Origin of the sequence: Terrabacter sp. Root85, from assembly GCF_001429185.1 — a bacterium.
GTDB lineage: Bacteria > Actinomycetota > Actinomycetes > Actinomycetales > Dermatophilaceae > Terrabacter.
Genome location: NZ_LMIW01000012.1, coordinates 26,323 through 51,713, shown reverse-complemented (window position 1 = coordinate 51,713; position 25,391 = coordinate 26,323). Strand labels below are relative to the sequence as shown.

The 25,391-nt window shown below is 70.9% G+C and carries 22 protein-coding genes; 3 read left to right on the top strand and 19 right to left on the bottom strand.

Annotated elements, in window-relative coordinates:
* Positions 1-13 precede the first annotated feature (13 nt).
* Positions 14-577, bottom strand: coding sequence for an elongation factor P (gene efp, locus ASE25_RS18090; protein ID WP_020143980.1), 564 nt, complete (start codon positions 575-577; stop codon positions 14-16).
* Between the two features lie 274 nt (positions 578-851).
* Between efp and ASE25_RS18085 the strand changes: the two genes are divergently transcribed.
* Complete coding sequence (locus ASE25_RS18085; protein WP_056826930.1) at positions 852-2,888, top strand: AAA family ATPase; 2,037 nt, start codon at positions 852-854, stop codon at positions 2,886-2,888.
* A gap of 7 nt (positions 2,889-2,895) precedes the next feature.
* On the opposite strand, the gene ASE25_RS18080 is transcribed toward ASE25_RS18085, so the two are convergent.
* The 18 genes from ASE25_RS18080 to ASE25_RS17995 form a co-directional block, all read right to left on the bottom strand.
* Positions 2,896-3,189 (bottom strand): hypothetical protein, encoded by a 294-nt coding sequence (locus tag ASE25_RS18080; RefSeq protein ID WP_056826929.1) that lies wholly within the window; start codon positions 3,187-3,189, stop codon positions 2,896-2,898.
* A 36-nt stretch (positions 3,190-3,225) separates the two neighbouring features.
* Positions 3,226-4,158, bottom strand: a complete 933-nt coding sequence (locus ASE25_RS18075) for an intradiol ring-cleavage dioxygenase (RefSeq protein ID WP_082622980.1) — start codon at positions 4,156-4,158, stop codon at positions 3,226-3,228.
* Positions 4,159-4,296: 138 nt separating this feature from the next.
* Positions 4,297-4,824: a hypothetical protein gene (locus ASE25_RS18070; protein WP_056826928.1), complete on the bottom strand. Its 528-nt coding sequence runs from the start codon at positions 4,822-4,824 to the stop codon at positions 4,297-4,299.
* An 87-nt stretch (positions 4,825-4,911) separates the two neighbouring features.
* On the bottom strand, positions 4,912-5,349 hold the full coding sequence (aroQ, locus tag ASE25_RS18065; RefSeq protein WP_056776452.1) for a type II 3-dehydroquinate dehydratase: 438 nt from the start codon (positions 5,347-5,349) through the stop codon (positions 4,912-4,914).
* 10 nt (positions 5,350-5,359) lie between these two features.
* Positions 5,360-6,487: a 3-dehydroquinate synthase gene (aroB, locus tag ASE25_RS18060; RefSeq protein WP_056826927.1), complete on the bottom strand. Its 1,128-nt coding sequence runs from the start codon at positions 6,485-6,487 to the stop codon at positions 5,360-5,362.
* A complete protein-coding gene (locus ASE25_RS18055; RefSeq protein ID WP_056826926.1) occupies positions 6,484-7,014 on the bottom strand; it encodes a shikimate kinase in 531 nt (176 codons plus the stop codon). Before ASE25_RS18055 ends, aroB begins: the two co-directional genes overlap by 4 nt.
* Entirely contained in the window at positions 7,008-8,228 is a 1,221-nt protein-coding gene (gene aroC / locus ASE25_RS18050) for a chorismate synthase (protein ID WP_056776446.1), read from the bottom strand. The genes ASE25_RS18055 and aroC overlap by 7 nt, the downstream gene beginning before the upstream one ends.
* A gap of 92 nt (positions 8,229-8,320) precedes the next feature.
* Positions 8,321-9,022 carry a prepilin peptidase gene (locus ASE25_RS18045; RefSeq protein ID WP_056826925.1) on the bottom strand — a complete coding sequence of 234 codons (702 nt, stop codon included), beginning with the start codon at positions 9,020-9,022 and terminating at the stop codon, positions 8,321-8,323.
* Positions 9,023-9,030: 8 nt separating this feature from the next.
* A complete protein-coding gene (locus tag ASE25_RS18040) occupies positions 9,031-9,891 on the bottom strand; it encodes a shikimate dehydrogenase (RefSeq protein ID WP_056826924.1) in 861 nt (286 codons plus the stop codon).
* Positions 9,885-11,108, bottom strand: a complete 1,224-nt coding sequence (gene mltG, locus ASE25_RS18035; protein ID WP_056776440.1) for an endolytic transglycosylase MltG — start codon at positions 11,106-11,108, stop codon at positions 9,885-9,887. The genes ASE25_RS18040 and mltG overlap by 7 nt, the downstream gene beginning before the upstream one ends.
* Complete coding sequence (gene ruvX / locus ASE25_RS18030; RefSeq protein WP_056776437.1) at positions 11,105-11,611, bottom strand: Holliday junction resolvase RuvX; 507 nt, start codon at positions 11,609-11,611, stop codon at positions 11,105-11,107. Before ruvX ends, mltG begins: the two co-directional genes overlap by 4 nt.
* Position 11,612: 1 nt before the next feature.
* The gene (gene alaS, locus ASE25_RS18025; RefSeq protein WP_056776432.1) at positions 11,613-14,285 is read right to left on the bottom strand and encodes an alanine--tRNA ligase; all 2,673 of its coding nucleotides are present in this window, start codon (positions 14,283-14,285) and stop codon (positions 11,613-11,615) included.
* A gap of 351 nt (positions 14,286-14,636) precedes the next feature.
* Positions 14,637-15,689, bottom strand: coding sequence for an ABC transporter ATP-binding protein (locus tag ASE25_RS18020; protein ID WP_056776430.1), 1,053 nt, complete (start codon positions 15,687-15,689; stop codon positions 14,637-14,639).
* Entirely contained in the window at positions 15,686-16,756 is a 1,071-nt protein-coding gene (locus ASE25_RS18015; RefSeq protein WP_056776428.1) for an ABC transporter ATP-binding protein, read from the bottom strand. The genes ASE25_RS18020 and ASE25_RS18015 overlap by 4 nt, the downstream gene beginning before the upstream one ends.
* Entirely contained in the window at positions 16,753-17,739 is a 987-nt protein-coding gene (locus tag ASE25_RS18010) for an ABC transporter permease (RefSeq protein ID WP_235508745.1), read from the bottom strand. Before ASE25_RS18010 ends, ASE25_RS18015 begins: the two co-directional genes overlap by 4 nt.
* A 114-nt stretch (positions 17,740-17,853) precedes the next feature.
* The gene (locus tag ASE25_RS18005) at positions 17,854-19,629 is read right to left on the bottom strand and encodes an ABC transporter substrate-binding protein (RefSeq protein ID WP_056776426.1); all 1,776 of its coding nucleotides are present in this window, start codon (positions 19,627-19,629) and stop codon (positions 17,854-17,856) included.
* Positions 19,630-19,699: 70 nt separating this feature from the next.
* On the bottom strand, positions 19,700-20,731 hold the full coding sequence (locus tag ASE25_RS18000) for an ABC transporter permease (protein WP_056776422.1): 1,032 nt from the start codon (positions 20,729-20,731) through the stop codon (positions 19,700-19,702).
* A 270-nt stretch (positions 20,732-21,001) separates the two neighbouring features.
* The gene (locus tag ASE25_RS17995) at positions 21,002-22,402 is read right to left on the bottom strand and encodes a replication-associated recombination protein A (RefSeq protein WP_056826923.1); all 1,401 of its coding nucleotides are present in this window, start codon (positions 22,400-22,402) and stop codon (positions 21,002-21,004) included.
* 20 nt (positions 22,403-22,422) lie between these two features.
* On the opposite strand from ASE25_RS17995, the gene ASE25_RS17990 reads away from it, so the two are divergent.
* Together ASE25_RS17990 and ASE25_RS17985 are read left to right on the top strand one after the other, a co-directional pair.
* Complete coding sequence (locus tag ASE25_RS17990) at positions 22,423-24,618, top strand: MMPL family transporter (protein ID WP_056776417.1); 2,196 nt, start codon at positions 22,423-22,425, stop codon at positions 24,616-24,618.
* Entirely contained in the window at positions 24,615-25,379 is a 765-nt protein-coding gene (locus tag ASE25_RS17985; RefSeq protein WP_056826922.1) for a GNAT family N-acetyltransferase, read from the top strand. Before ASE25_RS17990 ends, ASE25_RS17985 begins: the two co-directional genes overlap by 4 nt.
* Positions 25,380-25,391: the final 12 nt, after the last annotated feature.

The following is a 25,391-nucleotide window of genomic DNA, read 5'->3' as shown; positions in this document are numbered from 1 at the left end:
AATTCGCGTCCGCTCAGTCGTTGACTCGGCCGAGGTACGACCCGTCGCGGGTGTCGACCTTGACGCGGGTGCCGGACTCGAGGAAGAGCGGCACGTTGATCTGGGCGCCGGTCTCGAGGGTGGCCGGCTTGGTGCCGCCGGTCGAGCGGTCGCCCTGCAGGCCCGGCTCGGTGTGCGTGATCTCGAGGACGACCGACGCGGGCAGCTCGACGTAGAGCGGCAGGCCCTCGTTGGTGGCGACGAGCGCGTTCTGGTTCTCGAGGAGGTAGTTGGCGGCGTCGCCCACGACGGTCTCCGACACGTTGAGCTGGTCGTAGGTGTCGGTGTCCATGAAGACGAAGTCGGTGCCGTCCTTGTAGAGGTACTGCATCGTCCGCTTGTCGACGTTGCTCGTCTCGACCTTGGTACCGGCGTTGAACGTCTTGTCGACGACCTTGCCCGAGAGGACGGCCTTGAGCTTGGTGCGCACGAACGCAGGGCCCTTGCCGGGCTTCACGTGCTGGAACTCGACGACGGACCAGAGCTGTCCCTCGATGTTGAGCACCATGCCGTTCTTCAGGTCGTTGGTCGAAGCCATCGTCACAAACCACTTTCGTATGCCGGCCGGTCGGGGCGCGCGCCTCTGGGCACGCCGGATCGCCGGGCGTTCACTGTCTTGGGGAGTTGCCGCACGAGTCTAGCCGGGACGCCACCCGATCGCGGAATCGCGCACACCCGTCGCCGTCCTCGCCGGTGTACGCTGACCCGTTCCCCCGCCCGCAACGCACCGAGCAGGTCGCCGCCCACCGCCTCGAGGTCCCGGTGAGTCTGCACCTTCTCGGCGTGCTGCCCTGCACGGAAGGCTGCTGCGCGTGACGTCGCTCGACTCCGAACTCGCCCGGGAGCAGGCCTACCTCGACGACGCGCGGGAGCAGCTGGCCCGGATGCGCCGGCTTGCGGAGTCGCTCGACGCGTCGAAGGCGAGCGATGCGATCTCGGGCGAGGTCCTCGGCTGGGTGCTGGCCCGACGCATCGCGTCGCTGCAGGACGACCCGCGCACGACCCTCTTCTTCGGCCGGATCGACCTCGACCCCACGGACGGGCCGGCGGAGCAGTTCCACATCGGCCGACGGCACGTCTCCGACGAGGCGGGCGACCCCGTCGTCGTCGACTGGCGCGCCCCGATCTCGACCGCGTTCTACCGGGCGTCGCCGCTCGAGCCGATGGACGTCGTGCTGCGGCGTCGGTTCGGCGTCGACAGGGGTCGCCTCACCGCCCTCGAGGACGAGCACCTGCGCGAGCCCGATCAGTCCGGCTCGCCGGCAGGCTCGCTCCTCGCGGCCGAGATCGAGCGCCCCCGCACCGGTCCGATGCGCGACATCGTCTCGACGATCCAGCCGGAGCAGGACGAGATCGTCCGCAGCGACGTGGCCGTGAGTGTCTGCGTGCAGGGTGCGCCGGGCACGGGCAAGACGGCCGTCGGGCTGCACCGTGCTGCGTGGCTGCTCTACTCCTTCCGCGACCGCCTGGACCGCTCCGGTGTGCTCGTCGTCGGCCCCAACCGCGCCTTCCTCGACCACATCGGCGCCGTCCTGCCGTCGCTCGGCGAGGTGCGAGTCGGCCACGCGACGATCGAGAGCCTGCTCGACCACGGCCGGGTGCGCGCCGAGGAGACGGCCGACGTCGCCGCCCTCAAGGGCGACCCGCGCCTCGCGTCGGTGCTGCGCCGGGCCGTCTGGTCGAGCATCGTGCGCCCCACGGAGGCGGTCGTCGTACCGCGCGGTGTGCGCAAGTGGCGCGTGCCGGCCTCCGAGGTGGCCGACATCCTCGACGAGCTGGCCGCCCGCGGCGTGCGCTACTCCGCCGCACGCGACCTCCTCCCCCAGCGGCTCGCGCACCACGTCCTGCTCGAGATGGAGCGCGCCGGCGAGGCGCCCGACGACCGCGTGCAGGACGCCGTCGCCAGGTCGGCCGCCGTCAAGACGTACGTCTCGTCCGTCTGGCCCGCGCTCGACCCGCAGGGGGTGCTGCACCGGTTGTGGTCCGACGCCGACGCGCTGCGGGCCGCTGCCGGCGACGACCTGACCGACGCGGAGCAGTCGATGCTGATGTGGGACAAGCCGGCCCGCACCAAGGGCGCCGCCCGCTGGTCGCGGGCCGACATGGCGCTGCTCGACGAGCTCGACGACCTGCTGCGTCGCCTTCCGAGCCTCGGCCACGTCGTGCTCGACGAGGCGCAGGACCTCTCCCCCATGCAGCTGCGCGCCGTCGGTCGGCGGTGCTCGACGGGCTCGGTCACCGTCCTCGGCGACATCGCCCAGGGCACGACGCCGTGGGCGACCGCGTCCTGGGACGAGGCCATGCGTCACCTCGGCAAGGAGGACCACGACCTCGTCGTGCTCGACCGCGGCTTCCGGGTCCCGGCCGTCGTCATCGAGTACGCCGCGCGCCTGCTGCCCGTCATGGCGCCGGGCCTCGGCGCACCGGTGTCGGTGCGCGACAACCCCGGACGGCTCGAGATCCGACCCGCAGCGGCGGGCGAGCTCGACGTCGAGGTCGTGCGGGCGGTCGAACGCGCTGCGAGCGCTGCCGGCTCGGTCGGCGTCATCGCGCCGGACACCGACGTCGACCGGGTCTCGGCCGCCCTCGCGGCTGCCAGTGTCTCCCACGGCCGGCTCGACCGCGACCACGGCGACGATGAGGACCACCAGGTCGAGGTCGTGCCGGCCAGCGTCGCCAAGGGTCTGGAGTTCGACCGCACCGTCGTCGTCGAGCCGGCCGCGATCGCCGCGGCCGAGCCCGACGAGCGCACCGGACTGCGGCGCCTCTACGTCGTGCTGACCCGAGCGGTCTCGGAGCTGACGATCGTGCACGCCGAGCCGCTCCCCGAGGCGCTCGGCGCTGCCTGACGCGGGCTCAGCCGAGCCCCTGGTGGGCCGCCCACCTCTCAGCCGCCCGGTCCGCGGCGGCCGCGACGAGTGCAGCGAGCTCGGGGCGGTCCGGCACGGTGAACGACACGTAGGCCCCGCGCCCGCCCTCGACGGGTCGGCCGTACGCCTTGGCCGCGAGGTGGCCGTCAGGGAGCATCCGGACGTTGAGGGTGTCGAGCCGGAACTCCCGACCCCGGCGGGAGTCGTTCCAGCGCAGCGGCTCCGGGATCGTCACGTTGATCGCCATCGCACTGACGACGAGCACCTCGTTGTCACTCATGGCATCAGGCTCCCACTCGTGCCGGTCTGATCGCGGTCAGACGCCGATCGTCAGCGCCGCGGTGTAGCCGGACGACGCGCTGCCCGACATCGTCGCGAGCTGGTGGATGCCACCGTCGTCACCGAAGACGTTGTCGCGCTGGAGACTGACCTGTGAGAGGTTGCCGACGCTCTGCTCGTAGCCGGTCGTGGAATAGACCGCCTCGCAGGTGGCCTGGGGCAGGGCGATCTGTGACGTCTTGACGATGGGGCCGCTCGACGTCGCGTCGCTCACCTTCGAGTAGACCTCGAAGTGGATGTGCGGCCAGCGCCCCGCGTAGCAGGCCGGGAAGATCGACGTGAAGGTCGCCGTGCCCGACTCGTCGGTGGCCTGCACGCCGCGCAGGTAGTTCTCGTCGGCCGCGGCCTGGCTGTACATCGAGTAGTTGCCGTCGCGGTCGCAGTGCCAGACGTAGACGGCGGCGCCGACGAGCGCCGAGCTCGTCGCGAGATCCTTCACCGTCAGCTTGACCGTGAGGGGCACTCCCTGGGCCGTCGTCGCCGACGAGCCGAAGCTGCTGCGGATGTCGCGGCGCACGATGCCCGAGTCGTCGAGGACGTTCTGGCCGTTGGAGCCGTCGCCCGGGTAGGGACCCGCGGTCTCGTCCGGCGCCTCGACGAGGTCGGGGTCGGCCGTGTCGCCGGAGGTGGCCGTAGACGTCCCGGCTGCGGCACTCGTCGTGGACGCCGAGGACGTGCTCGCACTCGTCGAGCTGCTCGTCGCCGATCCGGTCGAGGCCGCGGACGGCGTCCCGGTGCTGCACGCCGCGAGCGCGCCGGCGACCCCGAGACCACCGAAGAGGGTCAGGGCACGACGCCGGTCGACGAGCGTCTGGAGGTCGTAGACGAGACCCCGGTCGTGGTCCTCGATCTCGTGGCCGTGCTCGTCGAGCCACTCGTGCGGAGGAGCCGAGGGAGTACGCGGTGCCATGGGCCGACCCTTTCGTCGCGGGACCCGGTGGTCCCTCCTGAGAAGACTCTGGGAGTCGCGTCCGTGCTGAGCCGTTGCGCCGTCTGTGCGGCCGCTGTGAGAGGGGCTGTCATCGAGGGGCGCCCTCGGTCCCAGGCATCACGAACGCTCGTCCTGGGTCCACCGGCCGGGGTCGAGCGCACACTCCTCGACCCTGGAGGCGTCGGGCGTGTCAACCGTGGCGAGGTAGACGTACCACCTGCCGTCGTGCTGGGCGGCGAGGCGACAGGCCGCCGACCATCCCTTGAGCTCGAACACCGGTGACCGGGCCGGGATGAAGCCGGCCGAGTGCTCCGTGGCCTCCGGCAGCTCGGACTGGGTGTGCTCGTTGAGACTCGAGTAGGTGCACGAGACCCGGAAGACCTCCGGTCCGAGCTGGGCGGGTGCGAGCGCCTGCGGCCGATCAGGGCGCGAGCTGTAGGTGACGCCGTCGTGCACGACGAAGTCGGTGAAGTCGACGATCGCGCGCTGCACCGGCGTGACCACCACCGGCGGGCAGCCGGGCACCGCGACGGTGGTCGCTGCCGGGGCCGCTGGCGGATGCCGGACCGGCTGCACGCATCCCGACAGCGCGCCCGCGGCGACGAGCACCGCGCCGCCGGCTGCAAGCCGCCCTGCGAGGGTCACGACAGCAACGTACGACGTCCGGAGTCGAGCCGGACCGCCAGCGTCGGGCTCCGTCACCACATCGTGACGGGGCGCCCGTCCGTGGCGTCAGACGAGGGCGCGCAGCGCCAGCAGGTAGGACTGCAGGCCGAAGCCGGCGACGGTGCCGGTCGCGACGCCCGCGACGACGGACGTGTGCCGGAACTCCTCGCGCGCGGCCGGGTTGCTCAGGTGCACCTCGACGAGGCTGCGACCGCTCGTCGTCACGATGGCACACGCGTCGCGGACGGCATACGAGTAGTGGGTGAAGGCGCCCGGGTTGAGCACGACGTCGGCGCCGACGTCGACGGCCTCGTGCAGCCAGTCGATGAGCTCGCCCTCGTGGTTGGTCTGGCGGCAGTCGGCGACGAGCCCGAGCTCGCGCGCCTCGCGCTGCACCGCGGCGTGGACGTCGTCGAGCGTGTCGGAGCCGTAGACCTCCGGCTCGCGGCTGCCGAGACGGTTCAGGTTGGGGCCCGACAGGACGAAGACCGTGGGTGCCGTCATGGCCGTGAGTCTAGTGAGCCCTCGCGTCGGGGCGCCGCGACACGAGGCCGTAGGCCGCCTGGAGCAGCGCGTCGTCAGGCCCGGCCAGACGGTTCGGCCGGCCCAACCCGTCGAGCACGACGAAACGCAGAGTCGAGCCCCGGGACTTCTTGTCGCGTCGCATCGCGGTGAGCAGCTCGTCCCAGCGCCCCGCGGCATACGTCGTCGGGAGGCCGAGCGACCTGAGGACCGAGCGGTGTCGAGCGACGAGCGCGTCGCCCTCGGGACCGGTCAGGTGACCGGTGAGGCGGGCGAGCTCGGCGACGTAGACCATGCCGACTCCGACTGCCTCGCCGTGCCGCCACGAGTAGTGCTCCACCTGCTCGATGGCGTGGCCGAAGGTGTGGCCGTAGTTGAGGATCTCGCGCAGCGAGCTCTCGCGCAGGTCCGCGGCGACGACCTCGGCCTTGACCCGGACGGCGCGCTCGATGAGCTCACGCAGGTGCGGGTTGGCGGCGCTGCGCGCCTGCTCCGCGTCGTCGGCGACGGCCATCTCCACGAGGTCGAGGATGACCGGATCGGCGATGAAGCCGCACTTGACGACCTCGGCCAGTCCCGCGGCGAGGTCGGCCTCGGGCAGGCTCGAGAGGACGTCGACGTCGCAGAGCACCCCGGCCGGGGGGTGGAAGGCACCGACGAGGTTCTTGCCCTCGGCGGTGTTGATGCCGGTCTTGCCGCCCACGGCTGCATCGACCATTCCGAGCAGGGTCGTCGGCACCTGGACGACGCGCACGCCGCGCAGCCACGACGCCGCGACGAAGCCGGCGAGGTCGGTCACCGTGCCGCCCCCCACTCCCACGACGGCGTCGGTGCGGGTGAAGCCCGCCCGGCCCAGCTGGGCCCAGAGGGCTGCCGCGACCTCGGCCGTCTTGGCGGCCTCCGCGTCGGGCACCTCGGCGACGTGGACGGCATACCCCTGGCTCTCGAGGGCCGCGGTGAGACGCGAGGTCAGCTCCGGCAGCGTCGGGGGGTGGACGACGAGGACGCGCTCGACGTCGTCGCCGAGCAGGTCACCGACCCGGTCGAGGACGCCGGACCCGATGACGACGTCGTAGTCGTCGCCGACGGGGATCGTCGTCGGCTCGGCCGCACCGCTCACGCGCGGGCCGCCTCGAGCTCGGCGACGACGACGTCGACGACCTCCTCGGGCGTGCGTCCCGCGGTGTCGACGCGCACGGTCGCGACGCGCTCGTAGGTGGGGCGACGGTCGTTCATCATCCGCACCCACGATGCGCGGGGGTTGACCGACAGCAGCGGGCGCGAGCGGTCGAAGCCGATCCGCTTGCTCGCGTCGGCGATGGCGACGTCGAGGAAGACGACGGCGTGGCCGGCGAGGGCCACCTCGGTGAGCGGGTCCATGACGGCTCCCCCACCGAGCGAGAGGACGCCAGGCTCCTCCGCGAGGGCACGCGCCACCTCGGCACGCTCGAGGTCGCGGAAGACCGACTCGCCGTCGTCGACGAAGATGTCGGAGATCGAGCGTCCCTGCGCGGCCTCGATGGCCGCGTCGACGTCGTGGAACGGCACGCCGAGCCGCGCCGCGAGGGCCTGGCCGACCGTGGTCTTGCCGGCGCCGGGAGGCCCGACGACGACGGCGACCGGTCGGGTCACGTGGTCGTTCACCATGTGCGCAGCCCCTCCCGGATGCCGTCGAGGTATGCCGTGTGGTTGCGTGACGTCTCGGCCACCGAGTCGCCCCCGAACTTCTCGAGGCAGGACTGCGCGAGCACGAGCGCGACCATCGCCTCGGCGACGACGCCCGCTGCGGGCACGGCGCACACGTCGGAACGCTGGTGGATGGCGGTCGCGGCCTCGCCCGTCGCGACGTCGACCGTCGACAGGGCGCGGGGCACCGTGCTGATCGGCTTCATCGCGGCGCGGACGCGGAGCACCTGACCGGTCGACATGCCACCCTCGGTGCCACCGGCGCGGCCGGTGCGACGGGTGATGACGCCGTCGACCATCTCCATCTCGTCGTGCGCCTCGGAGCCACGACGGCGGGCCGTCTCGAAACCGTCGCCGACCTCGACGCCCTTGATCGCCTGGATGCTCATGAGGGCCTGGGCGAGCTGCCCGTCGAGCTTTCGGTCCCAGTGGACGTGCGAGCCGAGGCCCGGCGGCACGCCGTAGGCGAGCACCTCGACGACGCCGCCGAGGGTGTCGCCGTCCTTCCTCGCCGCGTCGACCTCCGCGACCATGGCCGCGGACCCCGACGGGTCGAAGGCGCGCACCGGGTCGGCGTCGAGACGCTCGACGTCGTCGGGCGTCGGCAGGGCCGCGCCTGCGGGCACACCCGCCGTCCCGATCGAGACGGTGTGTGAGACGAGGCGGATGCCGTAGGACTGCTCGAGGAACCGAGCGGCGATCTCACCGAGGGCGACCCGGGCCGCCGTCTCACGGGCCGACGCGCGCTCGAGCACGGGGCGGGCGTCCTCGTGGCCGTACTTCTGCATGCCGACGAGATCGGCATGACCCGGCCGCGGGCGGGTCAGCGGCTTGTTGCGCGCGACCTCCTTCTCGGCGTTGACGTCGTCGGAGGCGGCGAACGCCTCGTCGCTGACGGCCTCGGGGCTCATCACGGTCGTCCACTTGGGCCACTCGCTGTTGCCGATGCGCACCGCGATCGGCGAACCGAGCGTCAGGCCGTGGCGCAGCCCGCCGAGGAACTCGACCTCGTCCTGCTCGAACTTCATCCGCGCGCCGCGGCCGTAGCCGAGTCGGCGGCGGGACAGGGCGTCCTGCAGGTCCTTCGCGCCGACCTCGACGCCGGCGGGGAGCCCCTCGATCATGGCGACGAGTGCGGGACCGTGCGACTCACCGGCCGTCAACCAACGCAACATGACCCGATCCTCCCACGGGGTCCGTCGTCGCCCCCGACCCGCCCGCTCCGCGGGACCGCGGGCCGGGGCCGGCTCCGTCGGGTTCGGGTCGGTCAGACGAGCGGGCGCACCTGGACGAGGAGCGAGATGAGCAGGCCGAGCAGCATCCACGGGCCGAAGGCGATGTCGTCCTTGCGGGTGCCGCGCCGGAGGACGAGCCGCACGAGCCCGTAGACCCCCGCGAGGATGAACGCGGCGTACGACGCGACCAGGGTCGTCGACACGCTCACGTAGCCCGTCGCGAGACCGACGAGCCCGGCGAGCGTCACGTCGCCGTAGCCGAAGCCGCTGCCGAGCAGCGCGGCCACGAGGGCGAGGACGAAGTAGATCGTCCAGAGGACGGCACCGGCGATCGCCGCCCGCCGCAGCGCCTCCCAGTCGCCCGAGGCGAGGGACGCCAGCGCGAGCTGGGCGACGAGCAGGGGGTATGCCGGCCGCGTCAGTCCGCGCGGGAGGCGGTGCACGTCGGCGTCGATCCAGGCGAGGGCGACCGCGACGAAGGCGAACGCGAGGTAGGCCGGCGTCAGCGCCCAGTCCGACAGCGGACCGAAACGCCAGCCGAGCAGCCCCCAGAGCAGGGCGAGCGCGACGGGGACGACCACCGAGGGCACCCGCGGCAGCGGCCCCGTCTCGTCGTCGAGCCGGTAGCCACCCGTCGCGACGCGGCGACGGAGCACCACTCCGACGAGCGCACCGGCGACGGCGAGCGCCAGGACGAACCACCACGGCGCACCGGGGGCCTCGGCCCACGTCATCGGTGGGATCACGGCTCGTCACGCCGATCGCGCAGCGCCACCCGGAGGGCGTCCGCCATGGCGCCGAGCGGTGCGTCGTGACCCGTCATGAGGCGCACCTGCTCGGTGGCCTGGTGCAGGAGCATGTCGGTGCCCTCGGCGACGCTCCAGCCACGCTCACGGGCTGTGCGCTGGAGGCGCGTCTCGCCCGAGCCGTAGACGGCGTCGAGGACGACGGGGCGGTGGTCTCGGTGGGTCGCGACGGGGAAGCCGTCGAGGTCGGGCACCGACGCAGGTGGGACGGTGCTGACGACGGCGTCGACCTCGGCCCCTGCGGCCCACTCCCCCAGTCCGACGGTCTCGACGGTCAGTCCGGCGGCCTCGGCCTGTGCCAGCGTCTCGGGGCGGACCCGGTGCCGGACCATGAGGACGACGCGCCCGCCGGGTGCCAGCGTCGCGATCGCCGAGCGGGCGGTGGCGCCCGACCCGATGACCAGCAGGCTCGTGGGGTCGGTGCACCCGGCGAGGCGCAGCGCCGTCGTGAGGCCGTGGACGTCGGTGTTGTGCGCCGTCCAACCGGACGAGTCGTCTGCGTCGCGCACGAGGGTGTTGGCGGCACCCGTGACCGCCGCGACCCGCGTCACCGTCGTCGCAGCGCGCAGCGCGACCTCCTTGAGCGGCATCGTCAGCGACAGGCCGACCCAGGTCTCGTCGAGCCCCGCGAAGGCGTCGGCGAAGCTGGCCTCGTCGACCTCGCGCCGCTCGTAGGACCAGTGGTGCAGGGCCAGGGCCGCATACGCCGCCCGGTGCAGCACGGGCGAGAGCGAGTGCCCGATCGGGCTGCCCCACACCGCACAGTGTCGGGCGACGCCGCGCCCCTCGCTCAGCACTTGCCCTTGTTGTCGGTGCACCACTTCTGGAACTGGGCCACGTTGCGCTGGTGCTCCTCGTACGTCGCGGCGAACTTCGTCTCGCCGGTGTCGAGGTTGACCGTCACGAAGTAGAGCCACGGTCCGGCCACCGGGCTGGCGGCTGCCTCGAGGGCGCTCTCGCCGGGGTTGGAGATCGGGCCGGGAGGCAGGCCCGTGAACCGGCGCGTGTTGTAGGGGTTGTTGCTGTCGAGCATCTCCTGCGTCGGCACGCCGCGCTTCTTGAAGATGTAGTTGACCGTCGAGTCGAAACCGAGCGACATCTTGGCCGCGAGACGGTTCTCGACGACTCGGGCGACCTTGGGGCGGTCGGAGTCGAGCTGGGCCTCACCCTCGACGAGGCTCGCGACCGTGACGACACGCTCCATCCGGTCGGGTGTGATGCCGAGTGCGTCCAGACGCTTCGTCGACTCGGCGACCATCTGCTTGAGCTGGTCGAGCGCCGTGGCCGTCGGGCCGAACTCGTAGCTCGCCGGGAAGAGGTAACCCTCGAGGTTGCCCTTGGCCGACGGCGGCAGTCCGAGCTCGTCGACCTTCTTGGCCGCGGCGGTGTACTGCGCCACCGGGATGCCCGACGACGCGGAGAGCTTGGCGTAGATCTCGGTCGCCCAGAGCCCCTCGGGGATGGTGACGCGGGTGACGAGGCGGTTCTTCGGGTCGACGAGGATCGAGAGGGCGTCGGACGCCTTCATCTGCTTCTTCATCTCGTAGACGCCCGGCTGGATGCCTGCGCTCTTCGGGTCGTTGTTGGCGGCCTCGATGAAGGCCTTGCTCGACTTGACGACGTCCTGCTCGGCGAGGGTCTTGGCGATCGCGCTGCCGCCCGCACCCTGGTCGACGGTCACGCGGATCTCGCCCGTGCCTGGCCCCGGGTAGTCGTTGGACTCGAGGAAGCCCTCGACGACGGGCTTGAGCGCCTTGTAGGCGACGGCCACGCCGCCACCGATGACGGCGAGGGCGAGCACGATGACGACGAGTCGCCGGAAGACGGACGGCCTTCCCTTCGGCGCACCGGAGGAGCCGCCCTTGCCGCCGCGACGGCTGCTGCGCTTGCGAGCGGCGAGCTCCTGCTCGCGCATCTCGCGTCGGCTCATCGGGGGCGCGGCGTGCGTCTCCTCGACGTGCTCGACGGTCTCCTCGTGGTCGCCGAAGATGGATGTCTCGAGATGGTCCTTCATCGGCGACGTTCCTTCTTCCGTTTGCCCCCCGGGGTGACGGTCTCTCCGGGCGGCCTGCCCGACAGCGCTTCGGTGTCGAGGGCCGACTGCAGGATGAGCACCGCAGCGGCCTGGTCGACGACGGCCCGTTGCCCCCGACCCGGGACGCCGCTGTCGCGTAGTCTGCGGTGCGCGTCCACGGTGGTCAAGCGTTCATCGACCATCCGCACCCCCACCGTACCCAGACGGGCCGCGAGCCGACCGGCATAGTCGCGCGCGATGCGGGCGGCCTCGCCCTCGTCGCCCGACAGCAGCCGCGGCAGGCCGACGACGACCTCGATCGCCTCCAGCTCCCGAGTCAGGGCGACGATGGCCTCGACGTCGCTGTCGGACGCGACGTCGCGGGGCAGCGTGCGCACCGGGTGGGCGAGCACTCCCGAGGCGTCCGACGCGGCGACGCCGACGCGGGCATTGCCCACGTCGACGCCGACGCGTGCCCCGGGACGGGTGCGGGGGTCGGTCAAGTCACGCGCTCCGGTTTCGGAGCTGGTCCTCGACGGTGCCGAGAGCCACCGAGACACGGGTCGCGTCGGTGCCTCCGCCCTGGGCCAGGTCGTCCTTGCCGCCGCCACCGCCGCCGAGCGCCTGAGCGGCCGACTTGACGAAGGCCCCGGCCTTGAGCCCGGCCTCCCGGGCGCGCTCGTTCGTCGCGACGATGACGACGGGACGACCGTTCGCCACGGAGGCCATCGACACGAGCACCGGCCGGTCGTTGCCGAGGCGGCCCCGCACGTCGGTGACGAGCTTGCGCAGGTCGTCGCCGGTGACCCCGTCACCCGCGTCGTGGCTGACGAACGTCACGCCGGCGATGTCGCGAGCCGACTGGACGAGACCGGACGCAGCCCCGAGCACCTGGCTCTGGCGCACGGCGGCGATCTCCTTCTCGGCGTCGCGCAGCCGTCCGAGGATCGTCGCGATGCGGTCGGGGAGCTCGTCCCGGCGGACCCCGAGCGTGTCGGTCAGCTGGCTGACGATCGTGGCCTCGCGGGCCAGGTGGGAGTACGCGTCGGCACCCACGAGCGCCTCGACGCGTCGCACGCCGGAACCGATCGAGCTCTCGCCGAGCAGCTTGACGACACCGATCTGGCCGACGCGAGGCGTGTGCGTGCCGACACACAGCTCACGCGACCACTCGCCGATCGAGACGACCCGGACCCGTTCGCCGTACTTCTCGCCGAAGAGCGCCATGGCGCCGAGCTTCTTCGCCGCGTCGATGTTCATGACGTCCGCCGTGACGGGCAGGTCGTCGAGCAGCACGGCGTTGATCCGCGCCTCGATCTCACCCATCGCCGCGGCCGGGGGGGCCTGGAGCGACTTGAAGTCGAAACGCAGGCGGCCCGGGGAGTTCTCGGACCCGGCCTGCGTCGCCGTGTCACCGAGCTCGTCGCGCAGGGCCTGGTGCACCATGTGGGTCGCCGTGTGGGCGCGCGAGATCGACCGGCGGCGCACGACGTCCACCTCGGCCTCGGCGTCCTCGCCCAGGCCGGCCTCGCCCTCGAGCACCGTCGCGCGGTGCACGACGAGGCCGGTGATGGGTCGCTGGACGTCGGTGACCTCGATGAGGGCACCGTTCGCGAGGCGGATGTGCCCGTGGTCGGCCTGCTGACCACCGGACTCCGCGTAGAGCGGCGTACGGTCGAGCACGACCTCGATCTCGTCGCCGGGACCGACCCGGTCGACGACGGCGCCGTCGCGGATCAGCCCCCGGATGCGGGTGTCGGTCAGCGTCTGGTCGTAGCCGGTGAACTCGACGTCACGCCCGAGGGTGTCGGACAGCTGCCGGTAGACGCTCGTGTCACCGTGCGCCGACTTCTTCGCCCGCGCATCGGCCTTGGCCCGGTCGCGCTGCTCGCCCATGAGCCGGCGGAAGCCGGGCTCGTCGACCTGCAGCCCCTGCTCCGCGGCCATCTCGAGCGTCAGGTCGATCGGGAAGCCGTAGGTGTCGTGCAGCGCGAACGCCTCAGCCCCGCCGAGGGTCGTCGCACCGGACGACTTGGCCCGCGCCACCGCCGTGTCGAGGATCGTCGTGCCCGAGCTCAGGGTGCGCCGGAAGGCGTCCTCCTCGGCGTACGCGACCTGGCTGATCCGGTGGAAGTCGGTCTCGAGCTCCGGGTAGGAGGCCTTCATCCGATCCATGCTGACCGGCAGCAGCTGCTCGAGGGTCGGCGCGTCGACGCCGAGCAGGCGCATCGAGCGGACCGCACGGCGCAACAGTCGGCGCAGGACGTAGCCGCGGCCCTCGTTGCCGGGTGTGACGCCGTCACCGATGAGCATGAGCGAGCTGCGCACGTGGTCGGCGACGACGCGGAAGCGCACGTCGTCCTCGTGGTCGGCGCCGTAGCGACGGCCCGTGAGGTCCTCCGCGGCGGCGATGACCGGGAAGACCTCGTCGGTCTCGTAGATGTTGTCGACGCCCTGGAGCAGGAACGCGACGCGCTCTAGCCCCATGCCGGTGTCGATGTTGCGCTTGGGCAGCTCGCCCGCGATGTCGAAGTCCTCCTTCGACCGGACGTTCTCGAGCTCGTACTGCATGAACACGAGGTTCCAGAACTCGAGGTAGCGGTCGCCCGCCTCCCAGTCGCCGTCGGCGCCGAACTCGCGGCCGCGGTCGAGCAGGATCTCGGAGCACGGGCCGCCAGGACCGGCGACGCCCATGTTCCAGTAGTTGTCCTTGCGCCCGAGGCGCACGATGCGGTCGTCGGAGAGGCCCGCGATCTTCTTCCAGAGCGCGATCGCCTCGTCGTCCTCGTGGTAGACGGACGCGTAGAGGTCCTTCTCCTCGAACCCGAGGCCACCCTCGGCCTGGCTGCGGGTGATGAGCTCCCACGCCAGCTCGATGGCGCCTTCCTTGAAGTAGTCGCCGAAGCTGAAGTTGCCGTTCATCTGGAAGAACGTGCCGTGCCGGGTGGTCTTGCCGACCTCCTCGATGTCGAGGGTCCGCACGCACTTCTGCACGCTCGTGGCGCGCGAGAACTGCGGGGTCTCCTGACCGAGGAAGTATGGCTTGAAGGGGACCATGCCGGCGTTGACGAACAGCAGGTTCGGGTCCTCGTGCACGAGCGGGGCGCTCGGCACGACGGTGTGGCCGCGGCTGCCGAAGTACGAGAGCCAACGACGCCTGATCTCAGCGGTTTCCATGATGAGTCCTTGGGGTCGACGGGTGTGGTCTGCGGGAGCCCGTCGCGCGTGCGGACGGGCGGGCGGGGCGGGGTCAGCGAGGCGCCTCACTCGGGCGCGGCTGACCCCCGGGGAGCTCGCCTCGCCGGCTGCAGGCCACCGCTCCGGGTCGGCCTGGGTCCCTTGTGGGCCACGGTCATCGTCCTTCGGTCGTCGGCGCACGCTCGCGCCGAGGTGGTTCAACCCTAACGGACCGCGTGAGACTCGTCCCACCACCTTTGCCCGGGTATGCCGCTGGGCCGACCCCCCGTGCGGGAGCCGGCCCAGCGGCACACGTCGTGCTGCGTCGCGCCCTCGGCGCTCACTCCGTGCTCAGGCGGAGTGCTCGACCTCCGCGACGAGGTCGGTCTTGACCTCCGGGAAGTGGCACGCCTGGAGGTGGACGCCGCCCTCGCGGAAGGTCCGGGTCGACTCCTCGGCCGTCGCCGAGACGAGCGGCGGCTCCTGCTGGGCGCAGATGTCCTGCGCCTTCCAGCACCGGGTGCGGAAACGGCAGCCGCTCGGCGGGTCGATCGGGCTCGGCACGTCGCCGACGAGGCGGATGCGCTCCTTGGGGGCGATGCCGCGCGCGACGTTGATGTCGGGCGCCGCCGAGAGCAGGGCCTGGGTGTAGGGGTGCTCCGGGGCCTCGTAGATCTTCTTCTTGTCGCCGTACTCGACGATCTTGCCGAGGTACATGACCGCGACCTGGTCGCAGAAGTGGCGCACGACGCCGAGGTCGTGGGCGACGAAGATGAACGCGAGGTCGAGCTCGTTGCGCAGCTTGGCCAGCAGGTTCATCACCTGCGCCTGGATCGACACGTCGAGGGCCGACACCGGCTCGTCGGCGATGATCAGCTTCGGCTCGACCGCGAGGGCCCGCGCGATGCCGATGCGCTGGCGCTGGCCGCCCGAGAACTCCGACGGGTAGCGGTTGATGTGCTCCGGGTTGAGGCCGACGAGCTCGAGCAGCTCCTGCACGCGAGCCTTCTCCTTGCCCTTGTGCAGGCCGTGCACGCGCAGCGGCGTGCTGAGGATCGCCCCGACCGTCTGCCTCGGGTTGAGCGAGGAGTAGGGGTCCTGGAAGATCATCTGCACGTTGCGACGGATGTCTCGCAGCTCGTGCTCCTTGAGGTGCGTGATGTCGCGCCCCTCGAACTCGACGGTGCCGCCGGTGGGCTCGTCGAGCCGCGTCACGAGACGGGAGGTCGTCGACTTGCCGCAGCCGGACTCTCCCACGAGTCCGAGGGTCTGGCCCTCGTTGACCGTGAAGCTGATCCCGTCGACGGCCTTGACCGTCGCCTTGACCATGCGCAGGCCCTGGACCTCGCGGAACGGGAAGTGGCGCTGGAGGTCGGTGACCTTGAGCAGCGTCTTGTCGCTCATCGGACTCCCTCGTCGTGCTGCAGCGTGGCCACGGGGTCGGCCAGGTGGCAGCGGATCTCACGGTTGGACAGGCCCGGCGTCGGGCGCCACTCGGGCAGCTGGGTCCAGCAGGTGTCGCCCTCGACCTGCGTCTTGAACTCGCAGCGCGGGTGGAACGAGCAGCCCGACGGCAGGTTGAGCAGGCTGGGCGGCGTGCCCTTGATCGCCTTGAGCTCCTCGAGGTCCTCGGAGTGCGAGGGCAGCGACTGGAGCAGGCCGTAGGTGTAGGGGTGCGACGGCTGGGCCAGCACCTCCTTGGCACTGCCCTTCTCGACGCCGCGACCGGCATACATCACGAGGATGTCGTCGGCCGTCTCGGCGACGACCGCGAGGTCGTGCGTGATGAGGATGACCGCCGAGCCGAACTCCTTCTGGAGGTCGTTGACGAGGTCGAGGATCTGCGCCTGCACCGTGACGTCGAGAGCCGTCGTGGGCTCGTCGGCGATGAGCAGCTTCGGGTTGTTGACGAGTCCGAGCGCGATCATCGCGCGCTGGCGCATGCCGCCCGAGAACTCGTGCGGGTAGGAGTTGGCGCGCCGCTGCGGGTTCGGGATGCCGACGAGGTCGAGCATCTCGACGGCACGCTTGAGGGCCACCTGCTTGCTCACCTTGTTGTGGGCCTGGTAGGCCTCGGCAATCTGTCGGCCCACCTTGTGGAACGGGTGGAGCGAGCTCTGCGGGTCCTGGAAGACCATTGCGGCCTTGGTGCTGCGGATCTTCTGGAAGGTCGAGTCCGGTGCACCGACGAGCTCGAGGCCGTCGAGCTTGATGCTGCCGGTGATCTGGGTGCGCTTGGGGTTGTGCAGGCCGAGCACCGCCATGCTGCTGACCGACTTGCCGGAGCCGGACTCGCCGACGATGGCGAGCGTGCGGCCCAGGCGGGCCTGGTAGGTCAGGTTGGAGACGGCCTTGACCACGCCCTCCTCGGTGGGGAAGGCCACCGAGAGGTCGTTGACGTCGAGGACGACGTCGCCGGCGTTGCGGGCTTCTGTGGTCTGGGTCGAGATGGTGTTGACGGTCGCGGTCACGAAAGCCTCACTCGCGGGTCGATGAAGGAGTACGCGATGTCGACGACGAGGTTCATGACCACGACGACGACGGCTCCGATGAGCACGGTGCCCATGATGACGGGCAGGTCGAAGGACCTGAGGGCCGCGAGGCCGCGACGGCCGATGCCGTCGACACCGAAGATCTGCTCGGTGATGAGCGTGCCGGTCAGCAGCGCGGCGATGTCGAGACCCAGGATCGTGGCGATCGGGCTCATCGCGGCGCGGAAGCCGTGCTTGAACAGGACCGTGCGCTCGTGGATGCCCTTGGACCGTGCCGTACGGATGTAGTCCATCGAGAGCGTCTCGATCATCGAGTTGCGGGTGTAGCGGACGTACGACGACGCCGTGACGAGCCCGAGGATCAACGCCGGAGCCAGCATGCCCATGAAGTACGGGCCGACTCCTGCGGATATCGAGGAGTACTGCGGAAGGACGTTCCACAGGATGACCGGGTAGAGCGCGACGAGGAGCGCGAGGACGTAGTACGGGATCGAGCCGAGCACCTGGGAGGCGCCGACGAGCCCGCGGTCGGTCGCGGAACCGCGGCGGACCGCCGCGATGATGCCGAGCGTCACGCCCACGGTCACGAACACGACGGCGGCCATCAGGGCCAGCACGACGGTGTTCGGGAAGCGGGTGAAGAGCTCCTCGTTGACGGAACGACGCGTCACGAAGGAGAAGCCGAGGCAGGGAGCACCGCAGTGGACGGTGTCACCGGCGTAGACGAAGTCGCGGCCGACGAAGAGTCCCTTGAAGTACGTGAGGAACTGCTCGATGAGGGGCTTGTCCAGCCCGATGCTCTTGGTGATGGCCTCGAGCCGTGCGGGGTTGCACTTGGTCTCGGGGCACATGGCCTGGGCCGGGTCGGCGGGGCCCGCGAAGAACAGCAGGAACGCCGAGACCAGGGTGGCCATGATGACGCTCAGGGCGAGAGCCAACCGCCTGAGGATGTACGTGAGCACGTTTTGCCTTCCAAACGAGGTGGGCGCCGGTGGTGGGGGCCCGGGAAACCCGGACCCCCACCACGGCTGTCAGTTCAGATCTTGCTCCCCCGGAGGGGCGCTGTCACTGACGACTTACTGGTCGAGCCACACGTCGGTGAGGTCCGGCATACCCTTGTTCGGGTTGTTGTGGACGTTCTTGACCTTCGTGCCGAAGACCGAGTTGCCCTTGTCGTTGTTGTCCGGGATGGCCAGGAGGTAGTTCTCCGTCAGCCACTTGTCCATCTTGCCCCACTCCGGACCCTGCTCCGTGATGGAGAGGGCCTGGATGCGCTTGATCTCGGCGTCGATCTTGGCGTCGGAGAAGTTGCCGAACGTCGTGCTACCACCCGAGAGGGCGATCGTGCCGAAGGTGGGCGGGATGATCGAGTCGGCGGACGGCCAGTCGAAGCACCATCCACGCGGCGACTGGAGCATGTTGTACTTGCCCTTGGGGTCGCTGACGATCTTGCGACGCTCGGCTCCGGGGACACCGATGTCCTGAACCTTGAAGCCGGCGGCCTCGAGCTTCTGCTTGCGGACCTGGTTGACCTTCTGGGCGATGTCGTCGTCGTTCGTGTAGTAGTAGATGAGCTCGAACGGCTTGTCGGGGCCGTAGCCGGCCTTGGCAAGCATGTCCTTGGCCATCGTCGGGTTGCCGTCGCCCTGGCCGTTCATCTTGACGCCCGGGACAACCTCGGCCGTGTAGTCGAGGTGGCCGGGGATCTGCGGCGGGATGATCGTGCTGGCGGGCGAGAACGAGTGCGTGGTCTCACCGCCGGCCTTGTGGATCGAGTCGAAGGGCCACGCCACGGCGATGGCCTTGCGGATCTCGAGCGGGATCTTGCGGGCGTCCATGTTGACCATGAGCACGCACGAGGAGGGGCCCTCCTCGAACTGGGCCTTCTTGTCGCCCTCGATCTGCGGGATGAGCGAGGAGTCGATCGGGTCCCAGTTGAGGCTCGTGGCGTCGTCACCGTTGGAGGCGAGGATGGCCGTCTGCGTCTTGATGGTGTCGACGCCCCACTTGAAGTGGAAGCCGTCGGGGTAGTTGTGACGCGCCGGGTCCGTGGCGGGGTCCCAGTTGGGGTTGCGCTTGAGGACCAGCTCGGTGCCCGGGGTGTACTTGTCGAACATGTACGGACCGGTGGCGAGCGGGTGCAGCTGGTAGTCGGCCTTCTTGTCCTTCGCCTCGGGGATCGGCGTGAACTGGTTGAAGGAGACGAAGTAGGGCAGCGTCTCGAAGCGCTTCTCGAGGTGGAAGACGACGGTCTTGTCGTCGGGGGCCTCGACACCCTTCCAGTTCTTGTCGCCCTTGTACGGGCCCTGGTAGTCGGCGCCACCCTTGAAGAACTCGCGCTGGTACGTCGGGCCGTTCGCCGCGAGGTCGGGGTCGAACGAGCGCTTCGCGGCGAAGACGATGTCGGCGGCCTTGACCGGCGTGCCGTCCTCGAACTTGACGCCGTCCTTGAGCGTGAACGTCCACGTCAGGCCGTCTTCGGACGCCTTGCCGAGGTCGGTCGCGAGGTCCGGAACGAGGACCTGCTTGCCGTCACGGCTGACGTAGGTCGTCAGGGCGCGGTGCGTGAGCGAGAAGATGACGGCCGTGTCCTGGAAGAACTGGTCGCTCGGGTCCATGTTGGCGGGCGTCGAGGCGTAGGGCACCGTGAGGATGCCGCCCTTCTTCGCACCGGGGACCTCCGGGGCCGGGCCCTTGGCGTTGGGGTCGAGGGCGGCACCGGCGGTGTCGACCTTGCCGCCCGTGCCGTTGGTGCCACCGGCACCGCCGTTGTTGGCGGCAGGTGCGCCGCAGGCCGCGACGAAGCCGAGGGAAGCCGCGGCTCCCACGGTCAGGACTTTGGTCCAGCGCATTGTTGTTTGCTCCCTTTGTGCTTGTCCCGGCGTTTTGCCGAGAACATCTGATGACCGTGACCCGGTGGGGTCAGCGGCGGCTGGTGGGGTCGAACGCGTCGCGGATCGAGTCGCCGAGCAGGCTCAGGGCGAGGACGAGGAGCGACAGGCCGATGACCGACGGCCAGAGCCACAGGGGGTACGTGGCGAAGAGGTTCTGCGCGTCGGCGATGGTGCGACCCCACGACGCGGTGGGCTCGACGAGACCGGCACCGAGGTAGCTCAGCGTCGCCTCGTAGGTGATGTAGGCCGGCACGGCGATCGAGGCCGACACGATGATCGGGCCGACGAGGTTGGGCAGGATCTCCCGGAAGAGGATCGAGCGGGTCGGCACGCCGATGGCTCGGGCGGCCTGGACGAACTCCCGCTCGCGCAGGCTCTTGACCTCTCCACGCACGAGTCGGGCCAGACCCATCCACCCGAACACCACGAGGATGACGATGAGGACCCAGAAGCGGATCGTCGAGGTCTCCTCGGGGGTCAGGTCACCGCCGGCGGCGATGCGCTTCTGCATGATCGGGATGATCGCCAGGACGAGGAGCAGGATCGGCAGCGACAGGAAGAAGTCGATGACCCAGGAGATGACCTTGTCCGAGGCGCCACCGAGGTAGCCGCCGATGAGGCCGAGCGCCACGCCGACGACGGTCGACGCGAAGGCCGCGACGAAGCCGATGATGAGCGAGGGGCGGGCGCCGTAGGCCCAGCGGGCGAAGAGGTCGCGGCCGAGGCGCGGCTCGACCCCGAGCCAGTGGGCCGAGCTGGCCCCGACGGTCGGCAGACCGTTGAAGTCGACGAGCTCGGTGTGCACGGTGCTCGGGTCGGCCTTCGCGCCGGTGATGGGGTCGACCGCCTCGAGCGAGACGAGGAACGGGGCGAAGATCGCCACGAGCAGGAAGAACAGGATGATGGCGAAGCAGATGATCGCGACCTTGTCCCGCTTGAGCCGGGCCCAGGCCACCTGGCCGGGAGAACGTCCGGTGCGGACCTCCTGGTGCTCAGGGGCGGTCGTCGAAGACGTCTCCTCGGATTCCTCGATCAGCGTTGCTGCTGAGGGCTCCGGCATTGCGTTCAACGCGTTGTCTCCATCCTTGTGGGATCACATCCGACCCGGGGATTCGTCACCCGAGCCGCCCTCGGGAGCGCACCAGTTGATCCGGATGCCACCCCCGCCGGGACGACGTGAGCCTGCCACACAGTTTCGCGCTGTCCAAGCATCGAGACGTGCATGGATGACAAATCGTTACCGAGTACCGCGTCCCGCGACACAATGTCCGTCCACGCGCGGCGGGCCCGAAACAATCCCCGACCACGCACCGGCTGACACGTCCGCCGCTCACTCTCCGCGCGTGCGCCCCAGACGTCCCGAGAGCCATTCCCAGCGCGCCCGGAGGCGCTCCTCGAACCCACGGTCCGTGGGGCGGTAGTAGCTGACGGTGTCGTGGAGGTCGTCCGGGAGGTACTGCTGCGCGGCGACCCCGTCGGGCTCGTCGTGGGCGTAGACGTAGCCCTTCCCGTGGCCGAGGCGCTCGGCCCCGGCGTACCCGCTCCCCCGCAGGTGCGCGGGGACGACGCCGCCGCGCCCCGCGCGTACGTCGGCGATCGCCTCGTTGATGCCGACGTATGCCGCGTTGGACTTGGGTGCCATGGCGTTGTGCACGACCGCCTGGGCGAGGATGATCCGCGCCTCCGGCATGCCGATCTGCGCCACCGCGTGCATCGCGGCCACGGCGGTCTGCAGGGCGGTCGGGTCCCCCATGCCGACGTCCTCGCTCGCGGAGATGACGATGCGGCGGGCGATGAAGCGGGGGTCCTCCCCCGCTTCGAGCATCCGCGCCAGGTAGTGCAGGGCAGCGTCGACGTCGCTGCCGCGCATCGACTTGATGAGGGCGCTCGCGACGTCGTAGTGCTGGTCGCCGGCGCGGTCGTAGCGGACGGCTGCCTGGGCGACGGCCTGCTCGACGTGGGCAAGAGTGATCTGGACGGGGTCGTCGCACGTGCGACCGGCCGGCTGCGCGTCGAGCGCCACACCCGCGGCGGCCTCGAGAGAGGTCAGCGCGCGACGGGCGTCGCCGCCGGCGATCCGCACGAGGTGCTCGGTGGCGTCGGCGGCCATGGTGTGCGCACCGTCGAATCCCCGCTCGTCGGTGAGCGCAGCGGCGAGGAGCTCGGCGATCTCCTCGTCGGAGAGCGACTCGAGCGTGACGAGCACCGACCGCGACAGCAGCGGAGCGATGATGCTGAACGACGGGTTCTCGGTCGTGGCGGCCACGAGGATGACGGTCCGGTTCTCCACGCCGGGCAGGAGCGCATCCTGCTGGGCCTTGGTGAAGCGGTGGATCTCGTCGAGGAAGAGCACCGTCTGGCGGGCGTAGAGATCGCGCTCGCGCACGGCCGACTCCATGACCGAACGGACGTCCTTGACGCCGGCCGTGACGGCCGAGAGCTCGACGAAGCGGCGCTCCGCCGCGGTGGCGACGAGGTGGGCGAGCGTCGTCTTGCCCGTCCCGGGCGGCCCCCAGAGGATCGCGGACAGCGGTCCGGCGGCCCCGCCGGAGCCCTCGATGAGCCGGCGGAGCGGGCTGCCGGGGCGCAGCACCTTGGCCTGGCCCCGGACCTCGTCGAGGGTGCGGGGCCGCATCCGGACGGCGAGCGGGGCGACCCCTGCCGACGCGGGCTGCTCGCCGCGCTCGGCGGCGGAGGCCGCACCGAAGAGGTCCTCCGTGCTGTTCGACATCACTGTGGAAGGCTATCCGCGTGCAGAACCCCTCAGCGGCGGGCCCGGCGCCGCGCACCCGTCTGGCTCGCCTCGGTGCACTCATCGCCCGCCACCCGCGCACGTGGATCGTCGCCTGGGCCGTCGTCGCGATCACGTGCTTCGCCGTCGCGGTCGGTGGGGTCACCGGCGAGTCGCTCTTCGAGCGCCTGCACTCGGGTGCGCCGACCGTCGAGTCCGAGTCGTCGCGCGCCCAGGAGGTCATCGCCGAGAGCCAGCCGGCGCTCGAGACGCTGACGATGCAGGTGACCGGTGCCGACCTCGCTGACGCCGCGACGGTCGCGGCCGGGACGGCGGCGACGCGCGAGGTCGCGCAGGTCCCCGGGGTCAAGAGCGTGCGGTCGCCGCTGCTCGCGCCGGGCGGCGTCACCGACCCGTCGGTGGCTCCCCTGCTCAAGGGCGGCACGCCGACCGCGGGCGGCTTCGTCACCGTCGTCGACTTCGCGCCGGGTCTCGACAAGGCGGCACAGGACGCGGCCGAGACCCAGGCGGAGGCCCGACTGCTCGGTGTCGCCACGGCCATGCACGCCCAGGGCTCCGTCGGCAGCACGAGCAAGGTCATCGAGGCCATCACGACGACCGTCGAGCGGGACCTGCTGCGGGGCGAAGGCATCGCCCTGCCGCTCACCTTCGTCGTCATGTTCTTCGTCTTCGGCGGCTTCGTCGCCGCAGGCATGCCCATCGTCGGGGCCGTCGTCTCGATCGGTGGTGCGCTGCTGTCGCTCTTCGGCTTCTCGCACGTCGTCGAGCTCGACGCGACCGTCGTCAACATCGTCACCCTGCTCGGGCTCGGGCTGTCCATCGACTACGGCCTGCTCACCGTCAGCCGCTTCCGCGAGGAGCTCGCACACCGGGAGCACGACGTGCCGACGCGCGCGGAGATCGCCCACGCGGCCGAGCGCACGGTGGCGACCGCGGGCCGCACCGTCCTCTTCTCCGGACTGACCGTCGCCATCGCCCTCGCCGGCCTGCTCATCTTCGAGGCGTCGATCATGCGCGCCATCGGCGTGGCCGGGGTCAGCGTCGTGCTCGTCGCGATGGTCGTGGCCATCACGCTCGTGCCGGCACTGTGCGTGGTGGGCGCAAAACGGCTGTCCCGCAAGGCTGTCGAGAAGCCGTCCGACGTCGGCCTCTTCTCTCGCCTGGCTGTCGGCGTGCAACGGCGCCCCGTTGCCGTCATCCTCGGTGTCGTCGTGGTGCTCGTGACGCTGGCCCTGCCCACCCTGTCGATGAAGCTGACGTCGTCCGGGACCGAGCTGCTCCCCAAGGACGCTCCCCAGCGGGTCTTCTTCGAGCAGCTCGACCGCGACTACCCGGCCCTTTCCGCCCCGGAGGTCACCGTCGTGGCCCGCACGGCCGACACCGCCGCCGTCACGGCATGGTCCCAGCAGTTCCGCTCGCGTCCGGGCGTCGAGGGTCTCGTCGTCCGTCCGCTCGGCAGCGGCGACCAGCGCGTCGACATCCGCGTCGCCGGGCGGCCCACCTCCGACGAGGCGCAGGACCTCGTGACGACGATCCGCGCGACGAGCGCCCCCTTCGAGACGCTGACGACGGGCCAGGCCGCCGGACAGATCGACTTCCTCGACTCGATGTCGGCCCGCGCCCCGTATGCCGTCGCGCTCGTCGTGCTCGGCACCTTCGTCCTGCTCTTCCTCATGACCGGGTCCGTCGTGCTGCCGGTCAAGGCGTTGCTGCTCAACGTCATCTCGCTCGGTGCCGCCCTCGGCGTCGTCGTGTGGATCTTCCAGGAGGGCCACCTCGAGGGGCTGCTCGGCTTCACCTCCGTGGGAGCCCTCGAGTCGATGGTCCCCTTCCTCGTCCTCGCGTTCGGGTTCGGCCTGTCCATGGACTACGAGGTGTTCCTGCTCTCGCGGATCGTCGAGTTCCACCGGCACGGCGCCGGCAACGACCGGGCCGTGTCGCTGGGCCTCCAGCGCACCGGCCGCATCATCACGTCGGCCGCCCTGCTCATCGTCATCGTCTTCGGCGGTTTCGTCGCCGGCGACATCCTCATCATCAAGGAGATGGGGGTGGCTCTCGTCGCGGCCGTCGTCATCGACGCGACCCTCGTGCGGATGCTGCTCGTGCCCGCGACGATGACGGTGCTCGGCCGGTGGAACTGGTGGGCGCCTGCACCGATGCGTCGCCTCCACGACCGTTTCGGGATCACGGAGTGACCACCGTCGTCGCGGCGCACGGACTCGACGGCCTGCTGGACGCGACCGGCGGCCATCCCTTCGTGCGGTGGGAGGTGACGGACGAGCTCGCCGCGACGTGGTGGGCCGCGACCGACGCCGTCGCCTTCCAGCGCACCCGCAAGACCGTGCGGCGCACCGTCAACGTCCTCGGCGGAGACGACGGCGTGACGGCGCTCCTCGACCACCTGCCGGAGATCGCGGCGACCGTCTCGCCCGACCGTCGCGCCTTCTCCATCAGCGTGCCGCAGCACCTCGAGCCGCACCTCCGGGAGCGCTACCGCGTCATGGACGGCGGCGACTGGGAGTGGTTCCACACGACCACCGCTCCCGACGAGCACCCCTCGCACGAAAGGGTGGTCGTCATCGACGACGTCGCGCGCGCCGACGAGCTCCGGGCCTTCCTCGAGGCCCAGTCCCCCACCGCCGACACCGAGCCCGGCTCCGGCGAGCGGTGGTTCGCCGTGGAGGACCTCGACGGCTCCCTCTGCGCGGTGGCCGCCTGGGGCACCACCCGGGCCGGCGCGCCGCACCTGTCGTCCGTCGCCGTCGACACCCGCCTGCGGGGACAGGGGCTGGGCCGCACGATCGTCGGCGCCGTGACCCGCCTGGCCGTCGCCGAGACCGGCGTCTGCACCCTCGGGATGTACTCCCACAACACCGTCGCTCGAGGGCTCTACCTGTCGCTCGGCTACGACCGGCTGTGCGCCTGGTCGAGCCGCCCGGTCGTCATCGACCGCTGACCGGGCGGCGCA